The 19342-nt window shown below is 67.1% G+C and carries 16 protein-coding genes; 8 read left to right on the plus strand and 8 right to left on the minus strand.

Annotated elements, in window-relative coordinates; genetic code table 11:
* Positions 1-325: 325 nt before the first annotated feature.
* The gene (locus LZ605_RS21715) at positions 326-871 is read right to left on the minus strand and encodes a WG repeat-containing protein (RefSeq protein WP_249843296.1); all 546 of its coding nucleotides are present in this window, start codon (positions 869-871) and stop codon (positions 326-328) included.
* Complete coding sequence (locus LZ605_RS21720; RefSeq protein ID WP_249843297.1) at positions 868-2574, minus strand: alkaline phosphatase; 1707 nt, start codon at positions 2572-2574, stop codon at positions 868-870. The genes LZ605_RS21715 and LZ605_RS21720 overlap by 4 nt, the downstream gene beginning before the upstream one ends.
* 154 nt (positions 2575-2728) lie before the next feature.
* Here LZ605_RS21720 and LZ605_RS21725 point away from each other — a divergent pair, with 154 nt between their 5' ends.
* Positions 2729-4063, plus strand: coding sequence for a dicarboxylate/amino acid:cation symporter (locus LZ605_RS21725; RefSeq protein WP_107231107.1), 1335 nt, complete (start codon positions 2729-2731; stop codon positions 4061-4063).
* Positions 4064-4372: 309 nt separating this feature from the next.
* Here the strand turns inward: LZ605_RS21725 and LZ605_RS21730 are convergent, their stop codons facing one another.
* Both LZ605_RS21730 and LZ605_RS21735 read right to left on the minus strand, forming a co-directional pair.
* Positions 4373-5149 (minus strand): C40 family peptidase, encoded by a 777-nt coding sequence (locus LZ605_RS21730; protein WP_423172578.1) that lies wholly within the window; start codon positions 5147-5149, stop codon positions 4373-4375.
* A 131-nt stretch (positions 5150-5280) separates the two neighbouring features.
* Entirely contained in the window at positions 5281-5820 is a 540-nt protein-coding gene (locus tag LZ605_RS21735) for a C40 family peptidase (RefSeq protein WP_249843298.1), read from the minus strand.
* A gap of 111 nt (positions 5821-5931) precedes the next feature.
* Between LZ605_RS21735 and LZ605_RS21740 the strand changes: the two genes are divergently transcribed.
* The 7 genes from LZ605_RS21740 (at position 5932) to LZ605_RS21770 (ending at position 12550) form a co-directional block, all read left to right on the plus strand.
* Complete coding sequence (locus LZ605_RS21740) at positions 5932-6414, plus strand: FKBP-type peptidyl-prolyl cis-trans isomerase (RefSeq protein ID WP_107231105.1); 483 nt, start codon at positions 5932-5934, stop codon at positions 6412-6414.
* A 99-nt stretch (positions 6415-6513) separates the two neighbouring features.
* Positions 6514-7758: a DUF418 domain-containing protein gene (locus LZ605_RS21745; protein WP_249843299.1), complete on the plus strand. Its 1245-nt coding sequence runs from the start codon at positions 6514-6516 to the stop codon at positions 7756-7758.
* A 3-nt stretch (positions 7759-7761) separates the two neighbouring features.
* Positions 7762-9012: an NAD(P)/FAD-dependent oxidoreductase gene (locus LZ605_RS21750; protein WP_249843300.1), complete on the plus strand. Its 1251-nt coding sequence runs from the start codon at positions 7762-7764 to the stop codon at positions 9010-9012.
* Positions 9009-10367 carry a glutathione-disulfide reductase gene (gorA, locus tag LZ605_RS21755; protein WP_249843301.1) on the plus strand — a complete coding sequence of 453 codons (1359 nt, stop codon included), beginning with the start codon at positions 9009-9011 and terminating at the stop codon, positions 10365-10367. The genes LZ605_RS21750 and gorA overlap by 4 nt, the downstream gene beginning before the upstream one ends.
* A 159-nt stretch (positions 10368-10526) precedes the next feature.
* Complete coding sequence (locus tag LZ605_RS21760; RefSeq protein WP_249843302.1) at positions 10527-11447, plus strand: DMT family transporter; 921 nt, start codon at positions 10527-10529, stop codon at positions 11445-11447.
* Positions 11354-11782: an MGMT family protein gene (locus LZ605_RS21765; RefSeq protein ID WP_409460303.1), complete on the plus strand. Its 429-nt coding sequence runs from the start codon at positions 11354-11356 to the stop codon at positions 11780-11782. The genes LZ605_RS21760 and LZ605_RS21765 overlap by 94 nt, the downstream gene beginning before the upstream one ends.
* Positions 11783-11875: 93 nt before the next feature.
* Entirely contained in the window at positions 11876-12550 is a 675-nt protein-coding gene (locus LZ605_RS21770) for a rhomboid family intramembrane serine protease (RefSeq protein WP_008267505.1), read from the plus strand.
* 88 nt (positions 12551-12638) lie between these two features.
* Here the strand turns inward: LZ605_RS21770 and LZ605_RS21775 are convergent, their stop codons facing one another.
* From LZ605_RS21775 to LZ605_RS21790, 4 genes are all read right to left on the minus strand, one after another.
* Positions 12639-14222, minus strand: a complete 1584-nt coding sequence (locus LZ605_RS21775; protein WP_249843303.1) for a phytoene desaturase family protein — start codon at positions 14220-14222, stop codon at positions 12639-12641.
* A 76-nt stretch (positions 14223-14298) separates the two neighbouring features.
* Entirely contained in the window at positions 14299-14793 is a 495-nt protein-coding gene (locus LZ605_RS21780) for a VOC family protein (protein WP_249843304.1), read from the minus strand.
* A gap of 123 nt (positions 14794-14916) precedes the next feature.
* Positions 14917-16926, minus strand: a complete 2010-nt coding sequence (locus LZ605_RS21785) for a M13 family metallopeptidase (protein ID WP_249843305.1) — start codon at positions 16924-16926, stop codon at positions 14917-14919.
* A 278-nt stretch (positions 16927-17204) separates the two neighbouring features.
* Complete coding sequence (locus LZ605_RS21790; RefSeq protein ID WP_249843306.1) at positions 17205-19307, minus strand: M13 family metallopeptidase; 2103 nt, start codon at positions 19305-19307, stop codon at positions 17205-17207.
* Positions 19308-19342 lie beyond the last annotated feature (35 nt).

Below are 19342 nucleotides of genomic sequence, written 5' to 3' on the forward strand. Positions count from 1 at the left end.
AATGGCATGGGGTAACGGCATGGGGTCAGATCCGTTTTCCGCAGGAAAACGGATCTGACCCCGGGTTCAATTCGATATCTGACAGATACGATCCACGCAAAGCGTGGATGGTCCAGCCGTCACCGGAAAACTGTCGAAGGTGGGGCGGTGTCGGATTGCGGGGTGTCAGCCGCATGGATGCGGCTGCCAAACCTACAAGGACGTACTTGCGGCGTCCCCGCAATCCGACACCGCCCCGCCAAACCCGCAGATAATCCGGAGCCGGCTGTTGCTTTTGAGGTTGACGTTGATTCGGCAGGAGCAGGGCGCAGCCCCGCCGAAAACCTTACTTCAGCCTACGACCCGTGCGGTCGATGCGGAACCACTCGCCGCCTTCCATCGGTGTATGGCCATCGCCATCCGGCGTGCCGCGACGGCAGCCGTTGCAGACCTCGGCCACGCCGTCGCGGAACGGCCAGGCGAAATCGAAGGTGCCCGGTACCACCTGACGGAATGTCAGATCGAAGTAGCCCACGCGATTGCCCACGCGCCCGCGCAGCAGGCCTTCCTCCGGCGTTTCCGGGCCGTTGTCCCAGGTCAGCACCGGCAGGCTGCGGCCGGTGCGGTCGACGTAATGGAAGCCCTGGTCGGCATACACCACGGCCAGGCCGTGGTCATCAAAGTTCAGGTCCTGCAGTGTGCCCGGCTGGATCTTCGGCCGGTGATCGACCACCTCGCAGTTGGGCAGCGGCCACAAGCCGTGTTCGTCGGTGAGCAGCTTGCATGCCGGCGCCTGTGCCAGCGCGTTGGCACTGGCCAGCATCCCGAACAGGGCCAGCGACCGCGCGAAGCGGCCGCCGGCGCGGGCAGGGCGGGCCTGCCGCAGGGTCACTTGTCCTCGGCCTTGCGCTCGAACGCGGTTGGTGCCGGCAGCTGCACCGGCACGCCCTTGTCGTCGCAGGTGCCGGCCTGGCACAGGCGCTCGCGCAGTGCCGGGGTGGCCTGCACGATCATGTGGTAGATCGCGTTCTGTTCCAGCGTGCCGCGGATCGCCTTGCTGCCCGGGCCACGCGCCCAGATGCCGACGTCCTCGCCACCGTGCGACTCGGACTTCATCGGCACCAGTGCTTCCTGCATGTAGTCGGGATGCTCGGTGTCGACCTCGCGCAGGTTCGGGCGGCCGTTGGCCGGTTCGAAGCTGCTCGGGTTGTGCGGGTAACGCTTCGGGCCGGCCGGCTGCTGGTTGCTGCTACCGGTATGGCCCGGGCCGTTGGCATAGCTCAGCGTGGTGTACGGCTGGCCGGTGCCGTCCAGCGCGTAATCCAGCTTGCCGGCGCCATCTTCGCCACCCTTGTCCTTCACCTTGCCCAGGATCGGGTTGCCGCGCGCCGGGTAGCCGACGAAGTTCAACGTGTGCGAATGGTCGGCGGTGACGATGATCAGGGTGTCATCGGCCGAAGTCAGCTCGTTGGCCACGCGTACCGCGTCGGACAGCGCCACGGTTTCGGTCAGCGCACGGTAGGCGTTGCCGCTGTGGTTGGCGTGGTCGATGCGCGCGCCTTCGATCATCAGCACGTAGCCTTCCGGGTGCTGGGACAGGTTCTTGATCGCCGCAGCGGTCAGCTCGGCCAGGCTCGGCTCGCCGCCCGGATCCTGCGGACGCTCGTGCTCGTAGCGCATGTGGTCCGGCTCGAACAGGCCCAGGATGGCCGGCGCGTTGGCCGCAGCCGCCAGTTGCTTGCTGTTCCACACGTAGGCGCCCTGCGGATGGGCCTGCTGCCATTCCTGCACCAGGCTGCGGCCGTCCAGACGCTGGCCGACCTTGTCGTCGTACTCCGGATCGCGCTCTTCCACAGTGGTGAACTCACCGCGGCCGCCACCGAGGGCCACCAGCGGGCCGCGGCCGTAACGCGAGGTCGACAGCAGCTGCTGGGCGATGTCCTTGCAGCCGGCGGCCTTGGCCGCGTCGGTCAGGTCGGTGTCGTTTTCCCAGTTGCGCTCGGGCGAGTGCGCATACGTCGCCGCCGGAGTGGCGTGGGTCAGGCGTGCGGTGGACACCACGCCGGTGGCCAGGCCGGCGCTGTCGGCCAGCTGCAGCCAGGTCAGCAGGCCCTTGGACAGGCTGTCGGCACAGTCGGTGCGGCTGCCGGCGCTGACGCCGATCGCGCCCATGTGGGTCTTCACGCCGGTGGTGATGGCGGTCATGGTGCCGGCCGAGTCCGGCGTCTGCGAATCGGTGTTGTAGGTCTTGCTGAACGCCGTGGCCGGGAAGCGCTCCCAGGACAGCAGGTTCTCTTCGCCCGAGCCGCCCTTGCGCTGGCCTTCGTAGATGCGCGAGGCGGCCACGGTGGTCAGACTCATGCCGTCACCGAGGAACAGGATGACGTTTTTGGCCTTTCCGGCCATCGCACCATTGGCCGCCGCCTGGGCGGCGCCGCTGCGGTACCACCACTGCGGTGTCTCGCCGGCCGGGTGCGCGACCGGGTCGACGGCGACCTTCAGGCCGGCCGGGGCAGAGGCGGGGGTAGTGCTGGCGCAGGCGCCGAGCAGCAGGGTGGTGGCACAGGCGGCCAACAGGGAGACGGAACGGCGCATGGACGCTGGGATCTCACAAACTGTAACGGGACGTTCATTATGCCCGGCCCTGCAAGGCACGCCGATGACACACTGATTTGCCGGCCGGGCGGTCGTTCCGCGGGCCAGGTTGGGCTATCGTGCCAGCATCCCTTCCTTCCCCTCTGGATTGCCTATGAAGCTGGTCTCTGCCTGGCTGCGGATTCCATTCTGGCAGCGCGTGGTCGGTGGCTTCGTGCTCGGCGCGCTGGCCGGCTGGGCGCTCGGCCCGGCCGCGGAAACGTGGTTTGGCCCGCTCGGTGAGCTGTACGTCACCCTGATCAAGATGATCGCCGTACCGTTGGTGTTCTTCGCGGTCATCAATGCGATTTCTTCTCTGCATGGCCAGAAGTCGGTCGCCGCGCTCAGTGGCCGCACCTTCCTGTGGTTCGTGATCACCGCAGCGCTGGCGGTATGCGTCGGCCTGGCCGTGGGCACCGTGCTGCAGCCGGGTGCCGGTGGACTGCAGTTGTCGATGGCCAGCAACTACGTACCGCGCGAAGTGCCCAGCGTGGTGCAGGTGCTGCTGGATGTGGTGCCCGCCAATGTCTTCTACGCGCTGTCCGGCATCGGCACCAAGGTCAATGCCGCTGGTGAGACCGTGCTGGCGGCCGGCCGCGGCTCGATCCTGCCGGTGATCTTCTTCGCCGGCCTGGTCGGCTTTGCCATCGTCAAGCTGGGCGAGAAGGTGACCGAGGCGCGCAAGCTGGTCGGCCAGATGAGCGACATCATGATCCAGGTGACCCGCTTCGTACTGGAAGTCACCCCGATCGGCACCTTCGGCCTGATCGCCGGCCTGGTCGGCAGCTACGGTTTCGAGAAGCTGCTGCCGCTGGGGCATTTCGTGCTGGCGCTGTACGTGGCCTGCGCGCTGCACATCGTGGTGGTCTACAGCGCACTGTTGATGGCGCATGGCCTGAACCCACTGAAGTTCTTCCGTGGCGCCGCGCCGGGCATGCAGGTGGCGTTCGTCAGCTCGTCCAGCTTCGCGGCGATGCCGGTGGCGCTGCGTTCGATCACCCACAACCTGGGGGTGAACAAGGACTACGGCTCGTTCGCGGTGCCGCTGGGTGCCAGCATCAAGATGGACGGCTGCGGTGCGATCTACCCGGCGCTGTGCGCGGTGTTCATCGCGCAGTACAGCGGCGTGCCGCTGACCCCGGAACAGTACGTGGTGGTGCTGATTGCTTCGGTGCTGGGCAGCTTCGGTACCGCCGGTGTGCCGGGCACGGCGGTGATCATGGCCACGGTGGTGCTGAGCGCGGCCAACCTGCCGCTGGAAACCATCGGTTACCTGTATGCCATCGACCGCATCCTGGACATGATGCGCACGATGACCAACGTGACCGGCCAGATGCTGGTGCCGGTGATCGTGGCCAAGGAGACCGGGCTGCTCGACCAGGCGGTGTATGACAACCCGTCCAGCAATGTCGGTGTGGATGACCCCGACCCGACGCCGCCGCGCGGCTGAGGTTGCGTGGTGGTGATGGAAGGCCCGCCCTGACCGGCGGGCCTTTTGTTTTGTTCCGGTAGATCCACGCCATGCGTGGATGGCGGCCGTGCCGACCAACGGTCGGCACCCACCCGGGCAGCTGGCGCTGTGCCGACCGAAGGTCGGCACCCACCGGGGCATGTGGCGCTGTTCCGACCGAAGGTCGGCACCCACCGGGGCATGTGGCGCTGTTCCGACCGAAGGTCGGCATCCACCGGGGCGCAAACAAAAAAGCCGCTGCAGGGCAGCGGCTTTTCGTCTCTCAGGCGGCGCGGTGGCGCCAGCGGGTCAGAGGTCGACCCGGCGGGCCTGCATGAACTTGTTGCCCCAGTAGCCACTGAGCAGGGTGTCCACGCGGACGTCCTTGCCCGAGCTCGGTGCGTGCAGGAAACGGCCATCACCGACATAGATGCCGACGTGGTCGACGCGGCCCTTGCGGCCGAAGAACACCAGGTCGCCCGCGGCCAGCGCGGTGCGGTCGTTGATCAGTTCGGCGTTGTCGTCGTGGGCCATCTCGCGCGACACGCGCGGCAGTTCGATACCCAGCGCAGAACGGAACACGTAGCCAACCAGGCCGCTGCAGTCGAAGCCGCTGTCCGGGTTGCTGCCGCCCCAACGGTACGGGGTGCCCAGCAGGGTCATCGCGCGGCGCAGCAGCGACTGCACCTTGCCATTGTCGGCGGCGGTGCCGACAACGCTGCCATTGGCGGCGCTGCTGGTGTCGTAGTTGGCGAGCAGGCGGCTGAGATCGCCGGCCACCACGGCCGAGCGGTCCATCAGCGGAATGGTGTCGTTGGCGGCCAGGTGCGGCAGCAGGGCGGCCAGCGTGGCGCTGGCGGCGGCATCGACGCGGCTGCGCTGCGGAGCGGCAGCCTCGGCCTTGGCGGCCGGTCGGGCGGTGCTCTCGGCCACCGGGGCCGGGGTCACATCGGAGGAACGGTTCGGAGCGGTCTGCGACCAGGCCGGAAGGCTGGTCAGGCACAGTGCCAGGCCAAGCAACAGCGGGCGGGCACCACGTGAAGATACGGAAGTCTGGCCTTCGCTTTTCAGGTCGTCAGTCGTCACGCGTCGGTCACAGGAAAAAAACGATGGGGCATCATGCCCTGTAAAAGCGCGGATAAGTTAAAAATTCCGTTAGTAATCCGTTAGTTTCATAGTGATGTGCGTCACATTTTTGAACATATCGCCTGTTCATTTTAGCGAAGAACGCGTTTCGCCCCCGTGTAGTGGTCCTTCCAGTAAGGCCCACTGAGCGAGTCGAGCCGGACCGTGCCGCCGGTGCTGGGGGCGTGCACGAAACGCCCTTCACCCACGTAGATGCCGACATGGGTGACGTTGCCGCGGCTGCCGAAGAACACCAGATCGCCGGTGGCCAGGCGCTGCGGGTCGATCTTCGGGCCCTGTACCGCAGCCAGGTCACGCGAGGTACGTGGCAGCTTCAGGTCCAGCATCTCGCGGTAGACGTAGGCCACCAGGCCGCTGCAGTCGAAGCCCGAATCGGGGGTATTGCCGCCGTAGCGGTAGGGCGTGCCGACCAGGCTGATGGCGCGCATCAGCACCGAATTGGCCGCCTCGGGGTTGTCCGGCACGGTCTTCGGCCAGTGCGCGGTTGGCGGTGGCGGAGCAGGGCGGGTGGCCTTGCCGCCGCCGCAGGCGGTCAGCAACAGGGGCAGGGCCAGCAGCAGGGCCGGGGTGAGCAACCGGCGCGGGCCGGACGAAACTGGCGTGATGTGCATGATCTCCGGATAATGCGCCACCTTGGATTGGCCGTCATGATGGCGGCGTCCCCGCCGGGCCACAACCCGCCCCAACCCGCCTGCCTCCGGCAGATCCAGACAGAGTTGCGCATGAAGATCGAAAAAGACCGCGTTGTCCGCTTCCACTACACCGTTTCCGAAGCCGGCCAGGAGCCGATCGAGTCGTCCAAGGACCGCGGCGAGCCGCTGGCGATCCTGATCGGCCACGGCAACATCATTCCGGGCCTGGAAAACGCCATGATGGACAAGGAAGCCGGCGCGACCTTCAGCGTCGACGTCAAGGCCGCCGATGCCTACGGTGAGCGTCGCGAGGGCCTGTCCCAGCGCGTGCCGAAGAAGCACTTCGGCAACACCAAGCTGGCCCCGGGCCAGCAGGTCGTGCTGCAGACCAACTTCGGCCCGCGTGCGGTGACCGTGCAGAAGGTCGGCATGAGCGTGGTCGACGTGGACCTGAACCATCCGATGGCCGGCAAGGACCTGCACTTCGACGTTGAAATCGTCGACGTGCGCGAAGCCGGCAAGGAAGAGATCGATCACGGCCACGTCCACGGCGACGGCGGTCACCAGCACTGATCGTCGCGCGATAGTGATGGCAGCAACGGCCCGCTTCGGCGGGCCGTTGCGTTTCTGGAACACGGCGCGGCCATCCATGGCGCTTGGGCCGGCGGCATAATGGTGGACCTGCTCGACGGACGCCCCGTGAACGCCGCTTCTCCTTCTCTGCAACCGCTGGCTTCCAGCGAACGCATCGCGGTGCTGGATGTGCTGCGCGGTGCCGCGCTGCTGGGCATCCTGCTGATGAACATCGAGGCCTTCAGCGGTCCGCTGGACCTGGCCTTCACCGGTATCGACACGCACTGGCAGGGCCTGGACTACTGGGCCGATGCGTTCGTCTATGTGTTCGTGCAGGGCAAGTTCTTCACCCTGTTCTCGTTGCTGTTCGGCGCCGGCTTCGCGGTGATGGCGCAGCGAGCCGAGGTGGCCGGGCGTGCCTTCACCCCGTTCTACCTGCGCCGCAGTGCCGGCCTGCTGCTGATCGGCCTGTGCCATGCGCTGCTGGTCTGGTCCGGTGACATCCTGGTGCTGTACGCGCTGGTTTCGCTGCCGCTGCTGGCATGCCGCGAGGCGCCGCGCAGCTGGCTGCCGTGGATGGGCGTGATCGTCTATCTGGGCGGCGTGGCGATGATGCTGCTGGTCGGGGCGATGGTGTCGATGGCGCCGGTGGAGGACCTGCAGAAGATGCTCGCCGACGCACAGCAGGAGATCGCCCAGCAGCGCCTGGTGTACGGGCAGGGCAGCTGGATGCAGGCCAACGCGCAGCGCCTGGGCGAGTTCGGATCGTCGATGGGGGCGCTGCTGATTACGGGCCCGGAAGTGCTGGGCATGTTCCTGATCGGCAGCTGGTTTGCCGGCAGCGGCGCACTGGCCACCCCGGAGCGCTTCGTGCGGCTGTATGCAGTGTTGCGCTGGGTGGCGCTCCCGCTCGGCCTGGTGATCACGCTGCTGGGGGTTGTCTGGAAGCCGTATCTGGCACCGGGTGCCTATGATCTGCCGGTCACCGCCGCGATGGCCCTGGTGACGGTGGGCGGTCTGCCGATGTGCCTGGGCTACCTGGCCTGGATCGTGCATTGGCGCACGCGGCTGGCGTGGTTGGCGCCGGTGGGACGCATGGCGTTGACCCACTACCTGGGCCAGTCGCTGCTGTGCACCTGGCTGTTCTATCACTACGGCCTGGGCGCGTTCGGGCAGATGCCGCGCAGCATGCAGCTGTTGTTCGCGCTGGCGCTGTTTGCGGTGCAGGTGGGCATTTCGCACGCCTGGCTGCGGCGCTTCCGTTTCGGCCCGATGGAATGGCTGTGGCGCGCGATGACGTACCGGCAGTGGCCGCCGATGCGGCGCGGAGCCGGGCAGGGCTGATCGATGCAGGGCGCGCGCGAGGATGTGATCGTGGTGGGCGCCGGTGCCATCGGTCTGGCCACTGCGCTCGCGCTGCGCGCGCAGGGCCGGCAGGTGCGGGTGATCGAACGGGGGCGCATCGGCGGCGCGACCTCGCATGGCAACTGCGGCACCATCACGCCCAGTCATGCGCCACCGCTGGCGGCCCCCGGTGTACCGCTGCGTGCGCTGCGCTGGATGCTCGACCCGCGCGCACCGCTGTATGTGCGCACGCGGCTGGACCCAACGCTGTGGCGCTGGTTGCTGCAGTTCGGCGCGCGCTGCAACGCGCGGGACTGGCTGCAGTCCACGCGGGCACGCGGCGCACTGTTGAATGATTCGCGGCTGCGCCTGGCGCAGTGGGTGAAGACACACGCGCTGGACTGCGAATTCAAGGCGCGCGGTCTGGATTACGTGTTCGGTGATGCGCGCAACTTCGACCATTACGCGGCCGAGTGCGAGGCATTGAACGCGCAGGGCATTGCCACGCGGTGCATCGGTGGCGCCGAATACGCGCGCGACAACCCGGCCTTCCATGATCGGCTTGCCGGTGCGATCCACTTCCCCGGTGATGCACAGCTGCGACCGGACCGCTACACCGCCGAACTGGCACGCGTGCTGCGCGCGCAGGGCGTGGTGATTGACGAACAGCGGGATGTGCAGGGTTTCTTCGGCGATGCGCACGGTGTGCGCGTGCAGGCCGGGGGCCAGCACCTGTCGGCGCGCGAGCTTGTGCTGGCCACCGGGCCGTGGTCGCGCCACTGGGCGCGGCAGCTGGATCTGCGCGTGCCGATCCAGCCCGGCAAGGGCTATTCGCTGACCTGGTCGCGCCCATCGCAGGTGCCGCTGCGTCCGGCGGTGCTGAAAGACCATTCCGTCTTCGTGATTGCCTGGCGCGACGCGCTGCGGCTGGGCGGCACCATGGAGTTCGCCGGTGCTGACCCGCAGCTGCATGCGACCCGCCTGCAGGCGTTGCAGCGCGCTGCCGACCACTACCTGCGCACGCCGCGCGGCGCGCAGCTGCAGGAACAGTGGTGTGGCTGGCGGCCGATGAGCGTGGACGACGTGCCGATGATCGGCCGCGCGCCCGCGCATCCTCACGTCTGGCTTGCAGCCGGGCATGGCATGCTCGGCATCAGCATGAGCGCCGGCACCGGCCAATTGATTGCCGATCTGGTCTGCGGCCGCACGCCCGCGATCGATCCTGCCCCTTACCGACCCGAGCGATTCCGATGAGCACTGCACCCTATGATTACGATCTGATCGTCCTTGGCGGCGGTTCCGCCGGCCTGGCCGGTGCGATCCGCGCCGCGCAGCATGGCAAGCGCGTGGCGATGCTCGAACCCGGCGAACTGGGCGGCACCTGCGTCAATGTCGGCTGCGTGCCGAAGAAGGCGATGTGGCTGGCGGCCGACCTGCACGAGCGCATCGGCCTGGCCAACGCGATGGGCTTCGATGTGCCGGTGCGCCCGGCACTGTCGTGGAAGGAGCTGGTGATCCACCGCCAGGCCTACATCAGCAACATCCACACCAGCTACCACAAGCGCCTGGACGAAACCGGCGTGGTACGCATCCCGGCACGCGGCCATCTGCTCGACGCGCATACCGTGGCCTGCAGCGATGGCGTGCGCTACAGCGGCGAACACATCCTGATCGCCACCGGCGCGCATCCGCTGCGCCCGGACATTCCGGGTGCCGAGCTGGGCCTGGTCTCCGATGACTTCTTCGATCTGCGCGCGGCACCGGCCGAGGTGGCCATCATCGGTGGCGGTTACATCGCGGTGGAACTGGCCGGGCTGCTGCAGGCACTGGGCAGCAAGGTGAGCCTGCTGGTGCGTGGCCAGCGGCTGCTGGAGCGCTTCGACTACGAACTGACCGATCAGCTGGCCGAGAACCTGAAGCAGCAGGGCGTACGCATCCATTTCGGTTACCGCCTGCGTGAACTGCAGCGCGACGGTGAGCGTGTGCGTGCGTTCGGCCACGATGGGCCGCTGGACAGCGTGTTCGATGCGGTGTTCTTCGCCACCGGCCGCCGCGGCAACAGCCGTGACCTGGGCCTGGAGGCGCTGGGCATCGGCATCGGCGAACACCAGCAGGTGGAAGTGGACGAATGGCAGACCACGAGCGTGCCGAGCGTTCATGCGGTCGGCGACATCGCCGGCAAGGTCGGCCTGACCCCGGTGGCGGTGGCCGCATCGCGGCGGTTGATGGACCGCCTGTTCGGTGGCCGCCCGCAATCGAAGATGGATTACGAGAACGTGGCCAGTGTGGTGTTCTCGCACCCGCCGCTGGGCGCGGTGGGCATGAGCGAGGAAGAAGCACGCGCCCGTTTCGACCAGGTGAGCGTATACCACAGCCGCTTCCGCCCGATGCTGCAGGCGCTGGCCAACGGCACCCAGCGCAGCCTGTTCAAGATGGTCTGTGCCGGCCCGGAAGAACGGGTGGTGGGCATTCACCTGCTGGGCGAAGCGGCCGATGAAATCCTGCAGGGCTTCGCGGTGGCGGTGAAAATGGGCGCGACCAAGGCGCAGTTCGACGACACCGTGGCGATCCACCCGACCTCGGCCGAGGAAGTGGTGCTGATGCGCTGAGCCAGGCCGTTGTAGAGCCGAGCCATGCTCGGCTGCTTTTCGCCCAGGCATGGCGAAGCCGAGCGTAGGCTCGGCTCTACGGGGCGCCGGGCGCACCCATGCGACAATGACGGCCCCCACGTCTTCCCTGGCCGCCCGGTGCGGCCTGCCGCTGTCCTGATGTCCAGCCCCGTTTCCCATATCGCCACCACCTCCCCACGCATCGCGCTGGGCGGCATCGGCCTGGCCGCGATCGGTGCCGTCGCCGCCTCCGGCAAGGCCATCATCGTCAAGCTCGGCCTGCGCCATGGTGTCGATGCCACCACGCTGCTCGCGCTGCGCATGCTGATGGCGCTGCCCTTGTTCGTGCTGATGGCACTGTGGGCCGCGCGCCGGGCCGGGCCACTGTCCTGGGCCGACCGCGCCCGCGTGCTGTGGCTCGGGTTCACCGGCTATTACCTGTCCAGCCTGCTCGACTTCCAGGGCCTGCAGTACATCAGCGTGACCCTGGAACGGTTGATCCTGTACCTGAACCCGACCCTGGTGCTGCTGATCAACGTGCTGCTGGCACGGCAGCGGCCGGGGCGCTGGCAGATCGGCGCGCTGGTGCTGAGCTACCTCGGTGTGCTGCTGGCCTTCGGCCACGATCTGCAGCGCGAGGGTGGGCAGATCATCGTCGGCAGCCTTCTGGTGCTGGGCAGTGCGCTCAGCTACGCGCTGTACCTGTTCGGCAGTGGGCAGGTGGTGGCGCGCATCGGTGCGGTGCGGCTGACCGCCTATGCCAGCTGTGTGGCCAGCGTGCTGGTGCTGCTGCATTTCGCGGTGACCCATCCACTGCCGTTGCTGTGGCAGGCACCGGCACCGGTGCAATGGCTGTCGCTGGTCAATGCCACCGTGTGCACGGTGCTGCCGGTGCTGGCGATCATGCTGGCGGTGCAACGCGTGGGTTCGTCGCTGGCCGCGCAGGTCGGTATGCTGGGCCCCGTTTCCACCATCGTGATGAGCCTATGGCTGCTCGACGAACCGATGGGGCCGGCGCAGATCGCCGGCACCGTGCTGGTGCTGATCGGCGTACTGCTGGTGACCCGGCTGCGGCGCTGACGCCGGAGCAGGCGCGTGCACGCATCCTGGCGGTGATCCGCGCGATTCCGCCGGGACAGGTGCTGGGCTATGGCCAGGTGGCGATGCGTGCCGGCCTGCCCGGGCGGGCGCGGTTGACCGCGCGCATCCTCGGCCAGAACGACGACCCGGACCTGCCCTGGCACCGTGTGCTGCGCTCGGACGGGCGCATCGCGATGGCGGAGGGATCGGCCGGCTGGCGCGAGCAGTCACAGCGCTTGCGTGCCGAGGGCGTGGTGGTGGAGAACGGGCGGGTGCGGATGGCTGCGACCGATCCGGCCGCAGCGCTGGATGCCGCGGTGTGGGGCCCCGGCTGAGCGTGGCGGGCGACTGAACAGGCTGCGCCTGCCGGTCGCCAACAAGATGCGGTGCTGCGGCTATGATGGAGGCCGTTCCATGCCGGTGCTCCCATGTTCCCGCGACTGCCAACCGTCACCAAGGCCCTGCTGATCGCCAACGCGATCCTGTTCCTGCTGCAGCAGCCGTTCCTGCTCGGCATGCAGACCTTCGAGCCGTTCATGCTGCAACCGCTGCAGCAGGGCTTCGATGCGTTCTCGCCCGGCGGCAACTTCCAGCCGTGGCAGCTGCTGACCTATGGCTTCCTGCATGGCAGCTTCGGCCACCTGTTCTTCAACATGCTGGCGGTCTTCATGTTCGGCGCGCCGCTGGAGCAGACCTGGGGCGAGAAGCGCTTCCTGCTGTACTACCTTGTGTGCGTGGCCGGTGCCGGCGTCTGCCAGCTGCTGGTCGGTACCCTGCTGGAGAATCCGGCCACAGTGCTGGGTGCCTCCGGCGGCGTGTTCGGCCTGCTGCTGGCCTACGGCATGCTGTTCCCGAACCAGCGGGTGATGCTGCTGTTCCCGCCGATTCCGATGAAGGCGCGGACCTTCGTGATCCTGTTCGGTGTGGGCGAGCTGGTGCTGGGCATGACCGGCTGGCAGCCAGGCGTGGCCCACTTCGCGCATCTGGGCGGCATGCTGTTCGGCTGGCTGCTGATCCGCTACTGGCGCGGACAACCGCCGTTCAACAAGCGCCGCCCGCCGGGCCCACCGAATCGCCCGAACCATCTGCGAAGCGTGAAGTGAGGCGCGATGCGTCTCGCTTCACGCCGGTAGGTGCCAACCAAGGTTGGCACCTACCAGAGCAAACGGCACGCCTACCAAAGGCACACCCTCACAGATCCCGCAGTACCACCTGCGCGGCATTGTGCCCCGGTGCACCGGTAACGCCACCGCCGGGATGGGTGCCCGAACCGCACAGATACAGGCCGGGCAGGGCGCCACGGTAGCCGGCCTGGCCGACCATCGGCCGTGCCGAGAACAGCTGGTTGGCACTGAGCGCGCCGTGGAAGATGTCGCCGCCGATCAGGCCGAAGGTGCGTTCCAGATCCAGTGGTGACAACACCTGGCGGCCCAGCACGCTGTTGGCGAAGCCAGGCGCATGACGTTCGACGGTGGCGATCATCAGGTCGGCCACGCTGTCCTTGTGGTCATCCCAGTGCCGACCTTCGGACAGCACCGGCGCCACGTGCTGGCAGAACAGGCTGGCCACATGCTGCCCGGGCGGCGCCAACGAATCATCCAGCGTACTGGGAATCAGCATCTCCACGATGGGCTCGCGTGACCAGCCGTCGCGGCGTGCGTCCAGCCAGGCGCGGTCCATGTAGTCCAGGCTGGGTGCCAGGATGATGCCGGCACTGAGATGCTCGCCCGGGCCGGGCAGGGAGCGGAAGTCGGGCAGCCGCGACAGCGCCACGTTCATCCGGAACGTGCCCGATCCACAGCGCCAGTGCGTCATGCGCTCGCGGGTTGCTTGCGGTACCTGCGCCGGTTCCAGCAGCTGCTCGTACAGCAGTTTCGGGTTGACGTTGGCGATCACCACGTGTGCGCGGAGCGTTTCGCCGTTGCCCAGTTCCACACCGACCGCGCGGCCCTGCTCGACATGCACTCGCCGCACATCGGCATCCACGCGCAGCTCGGCGCCGGCCTGGCGTGCAGCGGCCGCGATGGCCTGGCTGATCGCGCCCATGCCACCGATCGCGTGGCCCCACGCGCCTTTCACGCCATTGCACTGGCCAAACACATGATGCAGCAGCACGTAGGCACTGCCCGGCGAGTAGGGGCTGGCGTAGTTGCCGACGATGCCATCGAAGCCGAACAAGGCCTTGATCGGCTCGCTTTCAAACCAGCGGTCCAGGTACTCGGCCGCCGACAGCGTGAACAGGTCCAGCAGTTCCTGGCGCAGTGAAGCATCCAGCGCCGCCAGTTCGCGGCCCAGCTTTCCCATCTGCCACAGTGCGGGCAGCGCGCGCCAACCACCCGACATGCCAAGATCCGGCGGCGCGCGCAGCGCCCACGCACGCAGCACGTCGGCGAAGACCTCCAGCCGCGCCTCGTAGGCGGGCAGCACCTGTGCATCGCGTCGGGAGAACTTGGCCACCTCGGCCTGGGTACGGCCCGGCGCCGACAACAGGTAGCGGCCATCGGGCAATGGCAGAAAGTTGTTGGCCGGCCGCGCAACGATGCGCAGCCCATGCGCATGCAGCTGCAGATCGTCGATCACCTTCGGCTGCAGCAGCGACACCGTGTACGAGGCCACCGAATTGCGGAAGCCGGGATGGAACTCCTCGGTGACCGCCGCACCGCCGAGCACGCTGCGCCGTTCCAGCACCAGCACCTGCTTCCCGGCCTTCGCCAGATAGGCCGCGCAGACGAGCCCGTTGTGACCGCCACCGATGATGATCGCATCCCAGGACATCTGCACCTCGCAAAAAGGGGACGGAGGGGATCAAGTCGCATTCTGCATCGATGCGCCGGGGATGGGGAGAAACGACTTAATTCCCTCCGTCCCCTTTTTTTATTGCCGCTTCGAGGGTCGCGATGTCGATCTTCTTCATCGGCATCATCGCGTTGAAGGCGCGCTTGGCCAGCGCCTTGTCCTTGCTGGTCACCGCTTCGATCAGCATGCGTGGGCTGATCTGCCAGGAAATGCCCCAGCGGTCCTTGCACCAGCCGCATTGGCTCTCCTGGCCGCCGTTGCCGACGATGGCATTCCACAGGCGGTCGGTCTCGGCCTGGTCTTCGGTCTGGATCTGGAAGGAGAAGGCTTCGCTGTGCTTGAACGCAGTGCCGCCATTGAGGCCGACGCAGGGAATGCCGCAGACGCTGAACTCAACCGTCAGCACGTTGCCCTCCTTGCCGTCCGGGTAATCACCGGGGGCGTGGTGCACGGCCGTCACTGCACTGTCGGGCAGGATGCTGGCATAGAAGGTAGCGGCCTCGAGTGCGCCGCTGTCGTACCAGATGCAGATGGTGTTCTTGTGTGCCATGTCGGGGCTCCACGATGGACGAGGCCGCAGCGATAACATGCCCGGTGTTAACCCGGGATCGTGCTGCACCCGCAAAAAAAGGGCGCCCGAAGGCGCCCTTTGCTGTGCTGCGTCAGCCCTGGCTCAACGCCAGACCTTGATCTGCTCGGCCTCGCTGCGCTGCATCGGCTGGCCGGCCTTGCAGCTGAAGGTGGCCCCGAACGCGGGCAGGTTGGCCAGCGTGCCGTTGCTGCGCCACATGCCCGGTGCACGGATGTCGGCTGTCAGGCGGCGCACGGCTTCGTTCGGCGACAGCTGCTGTGCCCACAGCGCCGACCAGGCACGGAAGAAGCCCTGCTGCTGTGCCTGCTTGGCCTTCGGCTCCTGCGCGGTGTACGCCGCCCAGGCCAGTTCCAGACCGGCGATGTCGGCCAGGTTTTCTTCCTGGGTCAGCGTGCCGTTGACCTTGGCACCCTTCACGCCGGGGAATTCGTAGGCGCCGTACTGGGCGGCCACGCGGTTGCCGAGCAGGGTCCAGGCGGTCTTGTCGGCCGGGGTCCACCAGCTGCGCAGTTCACCCTTGGCATCCACCAGCGCGCCCTTGGCGTCGATCGCGCGGGTCAGCTCATGGCCGACCAGGCCACCGAAGCTGCCGAACTTGTCGGCCGCGTCGGCCTTGGCGTTGAACACCGGACCCTGCAGGATCGCAGCGGTGACGATCAGGCGGTTCTGCGCCAGGTCATAGGCCAGCGACGGCTGCTGCGGCAGCACGTCCCAGCGGCGGTCGGCGTTGCCCTTGCCGATGCGGCGCATCTCCTCACGGTGGCGCCAGGTCGATGCGATCAGCATGTTGCCGCCGAACGAGCCGCGGCCCATCGGCTGCACCGTGTAGTCGAGGTCACGCAGCGGCGTACCGATCTCGATCTTCAGCGCGGCCAGCTTGGCCTGCGCTTCGGTCTTGGCCTCGGCGCTCATCCAGCTGCTGTTCTTGACCGCCTCGATCTGCACCTCGCGCACCTTGTCGACGATCCATGCCGCCTGGCGACGGTCTTCGGCCGACAGGTAACGCGCGGCATATTCGCGGCCGACCATCGGACCGGCGGCCACGTTGATCGCATCGAGCACGCTTTCCCAGCGCTGCGGCGGCAGCGTTTCGCCGCGCAGCACGCGGCCACGGAATTCAAACTCGGCGTCGCGGTAGGCCTTGGACAGGTACGGTGCCATCGAATCGCCCACGCGCCAGCGCAGGTAGGCCTTCCACTGGTCCGGCTTGAGCTTGGTGACCATGCCGTCAAGCTGCTTGAACAGCTGCGGGTCGGCCAGCGAGACCAGGTCGTCGTCCACGCCCTGCGCCTTCAGGAACGCATCCAGCTGCAGGTTGCGGTAGCGGCTGTTCAGATCCTTGGTGGAGATCGGCGCGTAGTTGTTGAACGGATTGTTGATGCCGGCCAGCGACTGCGCATTGCGCGCCAGTTCGGTTTCCAGCGCGATCACCGCCTGCGACTCCGCATCCAGCTTGGCAGCCGGGGTGCCGGTCAGCGCCAGGATCTGCTTGACGTAGTTGCGGTAGCGGCCCATCAACGCCACGGTATCGGCATCGGTACGGATGTAGAACGCCGGATCGGGCAGGCCCATGCCGCCCTGCATGAAGTAGCCGATGTGTCGGTCCAGTGCCTTCAGGTCCACATCCGGACCGAAGTTGAAGGCCACCGGAATGCCGACCTGGTGCAGCGCGGCGATCGAGGCCGGAACATCCTTGGCCTTCTTGATGGCGTTGATGCGGGTCAGCAGCGGCGCGATCGGATTGGAGCCGTCTGCTTCCACCGCAGCCTCGTCCAGGCCGCTGGCCCAGAAATCGCCCAGCAGCTTCTGCACGTTGCCCTGCGGCGCCTTCATCGAGGCGTCCAGCAGTTCACGCTGCTGTTGGCGGCTGCGCTCGACCAGCTGGCCCAGCGCGGTGGTGGCACCGACCTGCGGCGCCGGGTTGGCCTTGAGCCAGCCCGCATTGGTGGCCGCATAGAAATCGCTGCACTGGGCGCTGACGGCCGGGGCACGCGCGGCCTTCTTCTTGGCGGCGGCGAACGCATCATGGCTCGGGACCAGGGTCGCCAGGCTGATGCCCAGGGCGATGGCAAGCGGACGGAAGTTGGGCATGTAGAACGAATCCGTGATGGATTGAGGGCGCGCGCACTATAGCAAGCCGGGCATGGACGCGGCATGCACGCATCACGCTGCATCCGCCGGGCATGACCCGGCGCGACCGGATGGGTGGCATGGACCCATCACGCTGCTCTCGCCGACCAAGGTCGGCAGCTGCTGGAGAGCGCCGGGATGAGTGGATCCACGCCATGCGTGGATGGCGGGTTCGGCAAAAAAACAAAGGCCCGGGAATCCCCGGGCCTTTGCAGGTTTGCCGCAGCGTCAGCCGGGGCTTACCAGATCACCACCTGCTGATCGCCGGCACGGACCATCGGTGCACCGGCCTTGCACTGGAACGCTGCGGCGAAGGTCGGCAGGTTCGACGGCGCACCCATGGCGCGGAACTGCGCCGGGGCGTGTGGGTCGGTGGCCAGGCGGACCTTGGCGTTTTCCGGGGTGTACTTGGTACGCCACACGGTGGCCCAGTTGAAGAAGAAGCGCTGGTCGCGGGTGAAGCCGTCAACCTTGGCGTCTTCCTTGCCGGCGCTGGCCTTCTGCAGGGCGTCGTAGGCGGTGGCCAGGCCACCCAGATCGGCGATGTTCTCGCCCAGGGTCAGGTGGCCGTTCACCGCCTGGCCGTCAACCTTGTACTGGTCGAACTGCTTGACCAGCTTGCCGGTCAGGCCTTCGAAGTTCTTCTTGTCGGCCGGGCTCCACCAGTCTTCCAGGTTGCCGGTCGGCCCGAAGCGTGCGCCCTGGTCGTCGTAACCGTGGGTCATCTCGTGGCCGATCACCGCACCGATGCCGCCGTAGTTCAGCGCGTCGTCGGCCTTCGGGTCGAAGAACGGCGGCTGCAGGATGGCGGCCGGGAACACGATCTCGTTCTGCAGCGGGTTGTAGTAGGCGTTGACCGTCTGCGGGGTCATGCCCCACTCGGTCTTGTCCACCGGCTTGCCGATCTTGGACAGGTTGAACTTGTAGTTGAACTCGTTGGCCGCGCGCACGTTGCCCAGGAAGCTGTCGCGCTGGGTCTGCAGGCCCGACCAGTCACGCCACTTGTCCGGGTAGCCGATCTTGGGGGTGAAGGTTTCCCACTTGGCGATGGCCTTGGCCTTGGTTTCCTCGCTCATCCAGCTCAGGCCCTGGATGCGTTCCTTCAGCGACGCGGCCAGGTTCTTCACCAGCTCTTCCATCTTCGCCTTGGCTTCCGGCGAGAAGGCCACCTTCACATACAGCTGGCCGAAGGCTTCGCCGGCATCGTTCTCGATGGTGCCCAGCACGCGCTTCCAGCGCGGCTTCTGTTCCTTCTGGCCGTTGAGGGTCTTGCCGTAGAACTCGTAGTTCTCCTGCACGAAGGCATCGGCCAGGTACGGCGAGGCGCTGTCCACGGTGTGGAAGCGCAGGTAGGCGCGCCACACCGACGGATCGGTGTCGCCCAGTGCCTTGCTCACTTCTTCATGGAAGGCCGGCATGGCCAGCGAGAACTTCTCCGGCGCGGCCACGCCCTGCGACTTGAAGAACTCGGTCCAGCTGAAGTTCGGGGTCAGCTTGTCGGCGTCGGCCAGAGTGACCGGGTTGTAGAACAGCTCGACGTTGCGCGACAGCTCCACGCGCGACTTCGATGCCTTGGCCAGGCGGGTTTCGAACTTGACCACGTCCTCGGCCTGCTTGGCCGCATCGGCTGCAGCGACGCCGGACAGTTCCAGCACCTTGGCCACGTGCGCCTGGTAGGCCTTCAGCTTGTCGGCATTCTTGGCGTCGGTGTAATAGGTGGTGTCCGGCAGGCCCAGGCCACCCTGGCTGGCGTAGGCCAGGTTCACCGCCGAGTTCTTGAAGTCGGCTTCAGCGCCGAAGCCGAACAGGACGTTGTCGCCCTTGGCGGCGCTGCTGCGCAGGTAGTTGGCGATGGCTGCCTTGTCCTGCAGGCCGTCGATCGCGGTCAGGTCGGCCTTCAGCGGCTCGATGCCCTGGGCATTGATCTTGGCTTCGTCCATGCCGGTGGCCCACAGGTCGCCGACGATCTTCTCGATGTGGTTCGGGTTCTTGACCTGTGCGACCTGCTCGGCCAGCTGGTGCTGCACGGCCACCGAACGCTCGTCGAGGATGGTGAACGCGCCCCAGCTGGTGCGGTCGCCCGGGATCTCATTGGCGGCCAGCCACTTGCTGTTGACGTAGTCGCCGAAGGCGGTGCAGGCGTCCTTGGTGGTATCCAGGTCGCTGGGCTGGAAGGCGTTGTAGGCCGGCAGCTTGCTCTCATCCAGCTTGTAAACGGTGGCTTCGGCGGTGGCCGGGGCGGGGGCCGCGGCATCCTTGGCCGGGGTTTCGTTCTTGCCGCAGCCGGCCAGCACGGCCGACACGGCCAGGCTGAGCAGGACGATCTTGGGAGTGCGCGTCATCACTATTGTTGGCCTCCAGGCCGAGTGAGTCAGGA

Source organism: Stenotrophomonas maltophilia (genome assembly GCF_023518235.1).
Lineage (GTDB): Bacteria > Pseudomonadota > Gammaproteobacteria > Xanthomonadales > Xanthomonadaceae > Stenotrophomonas.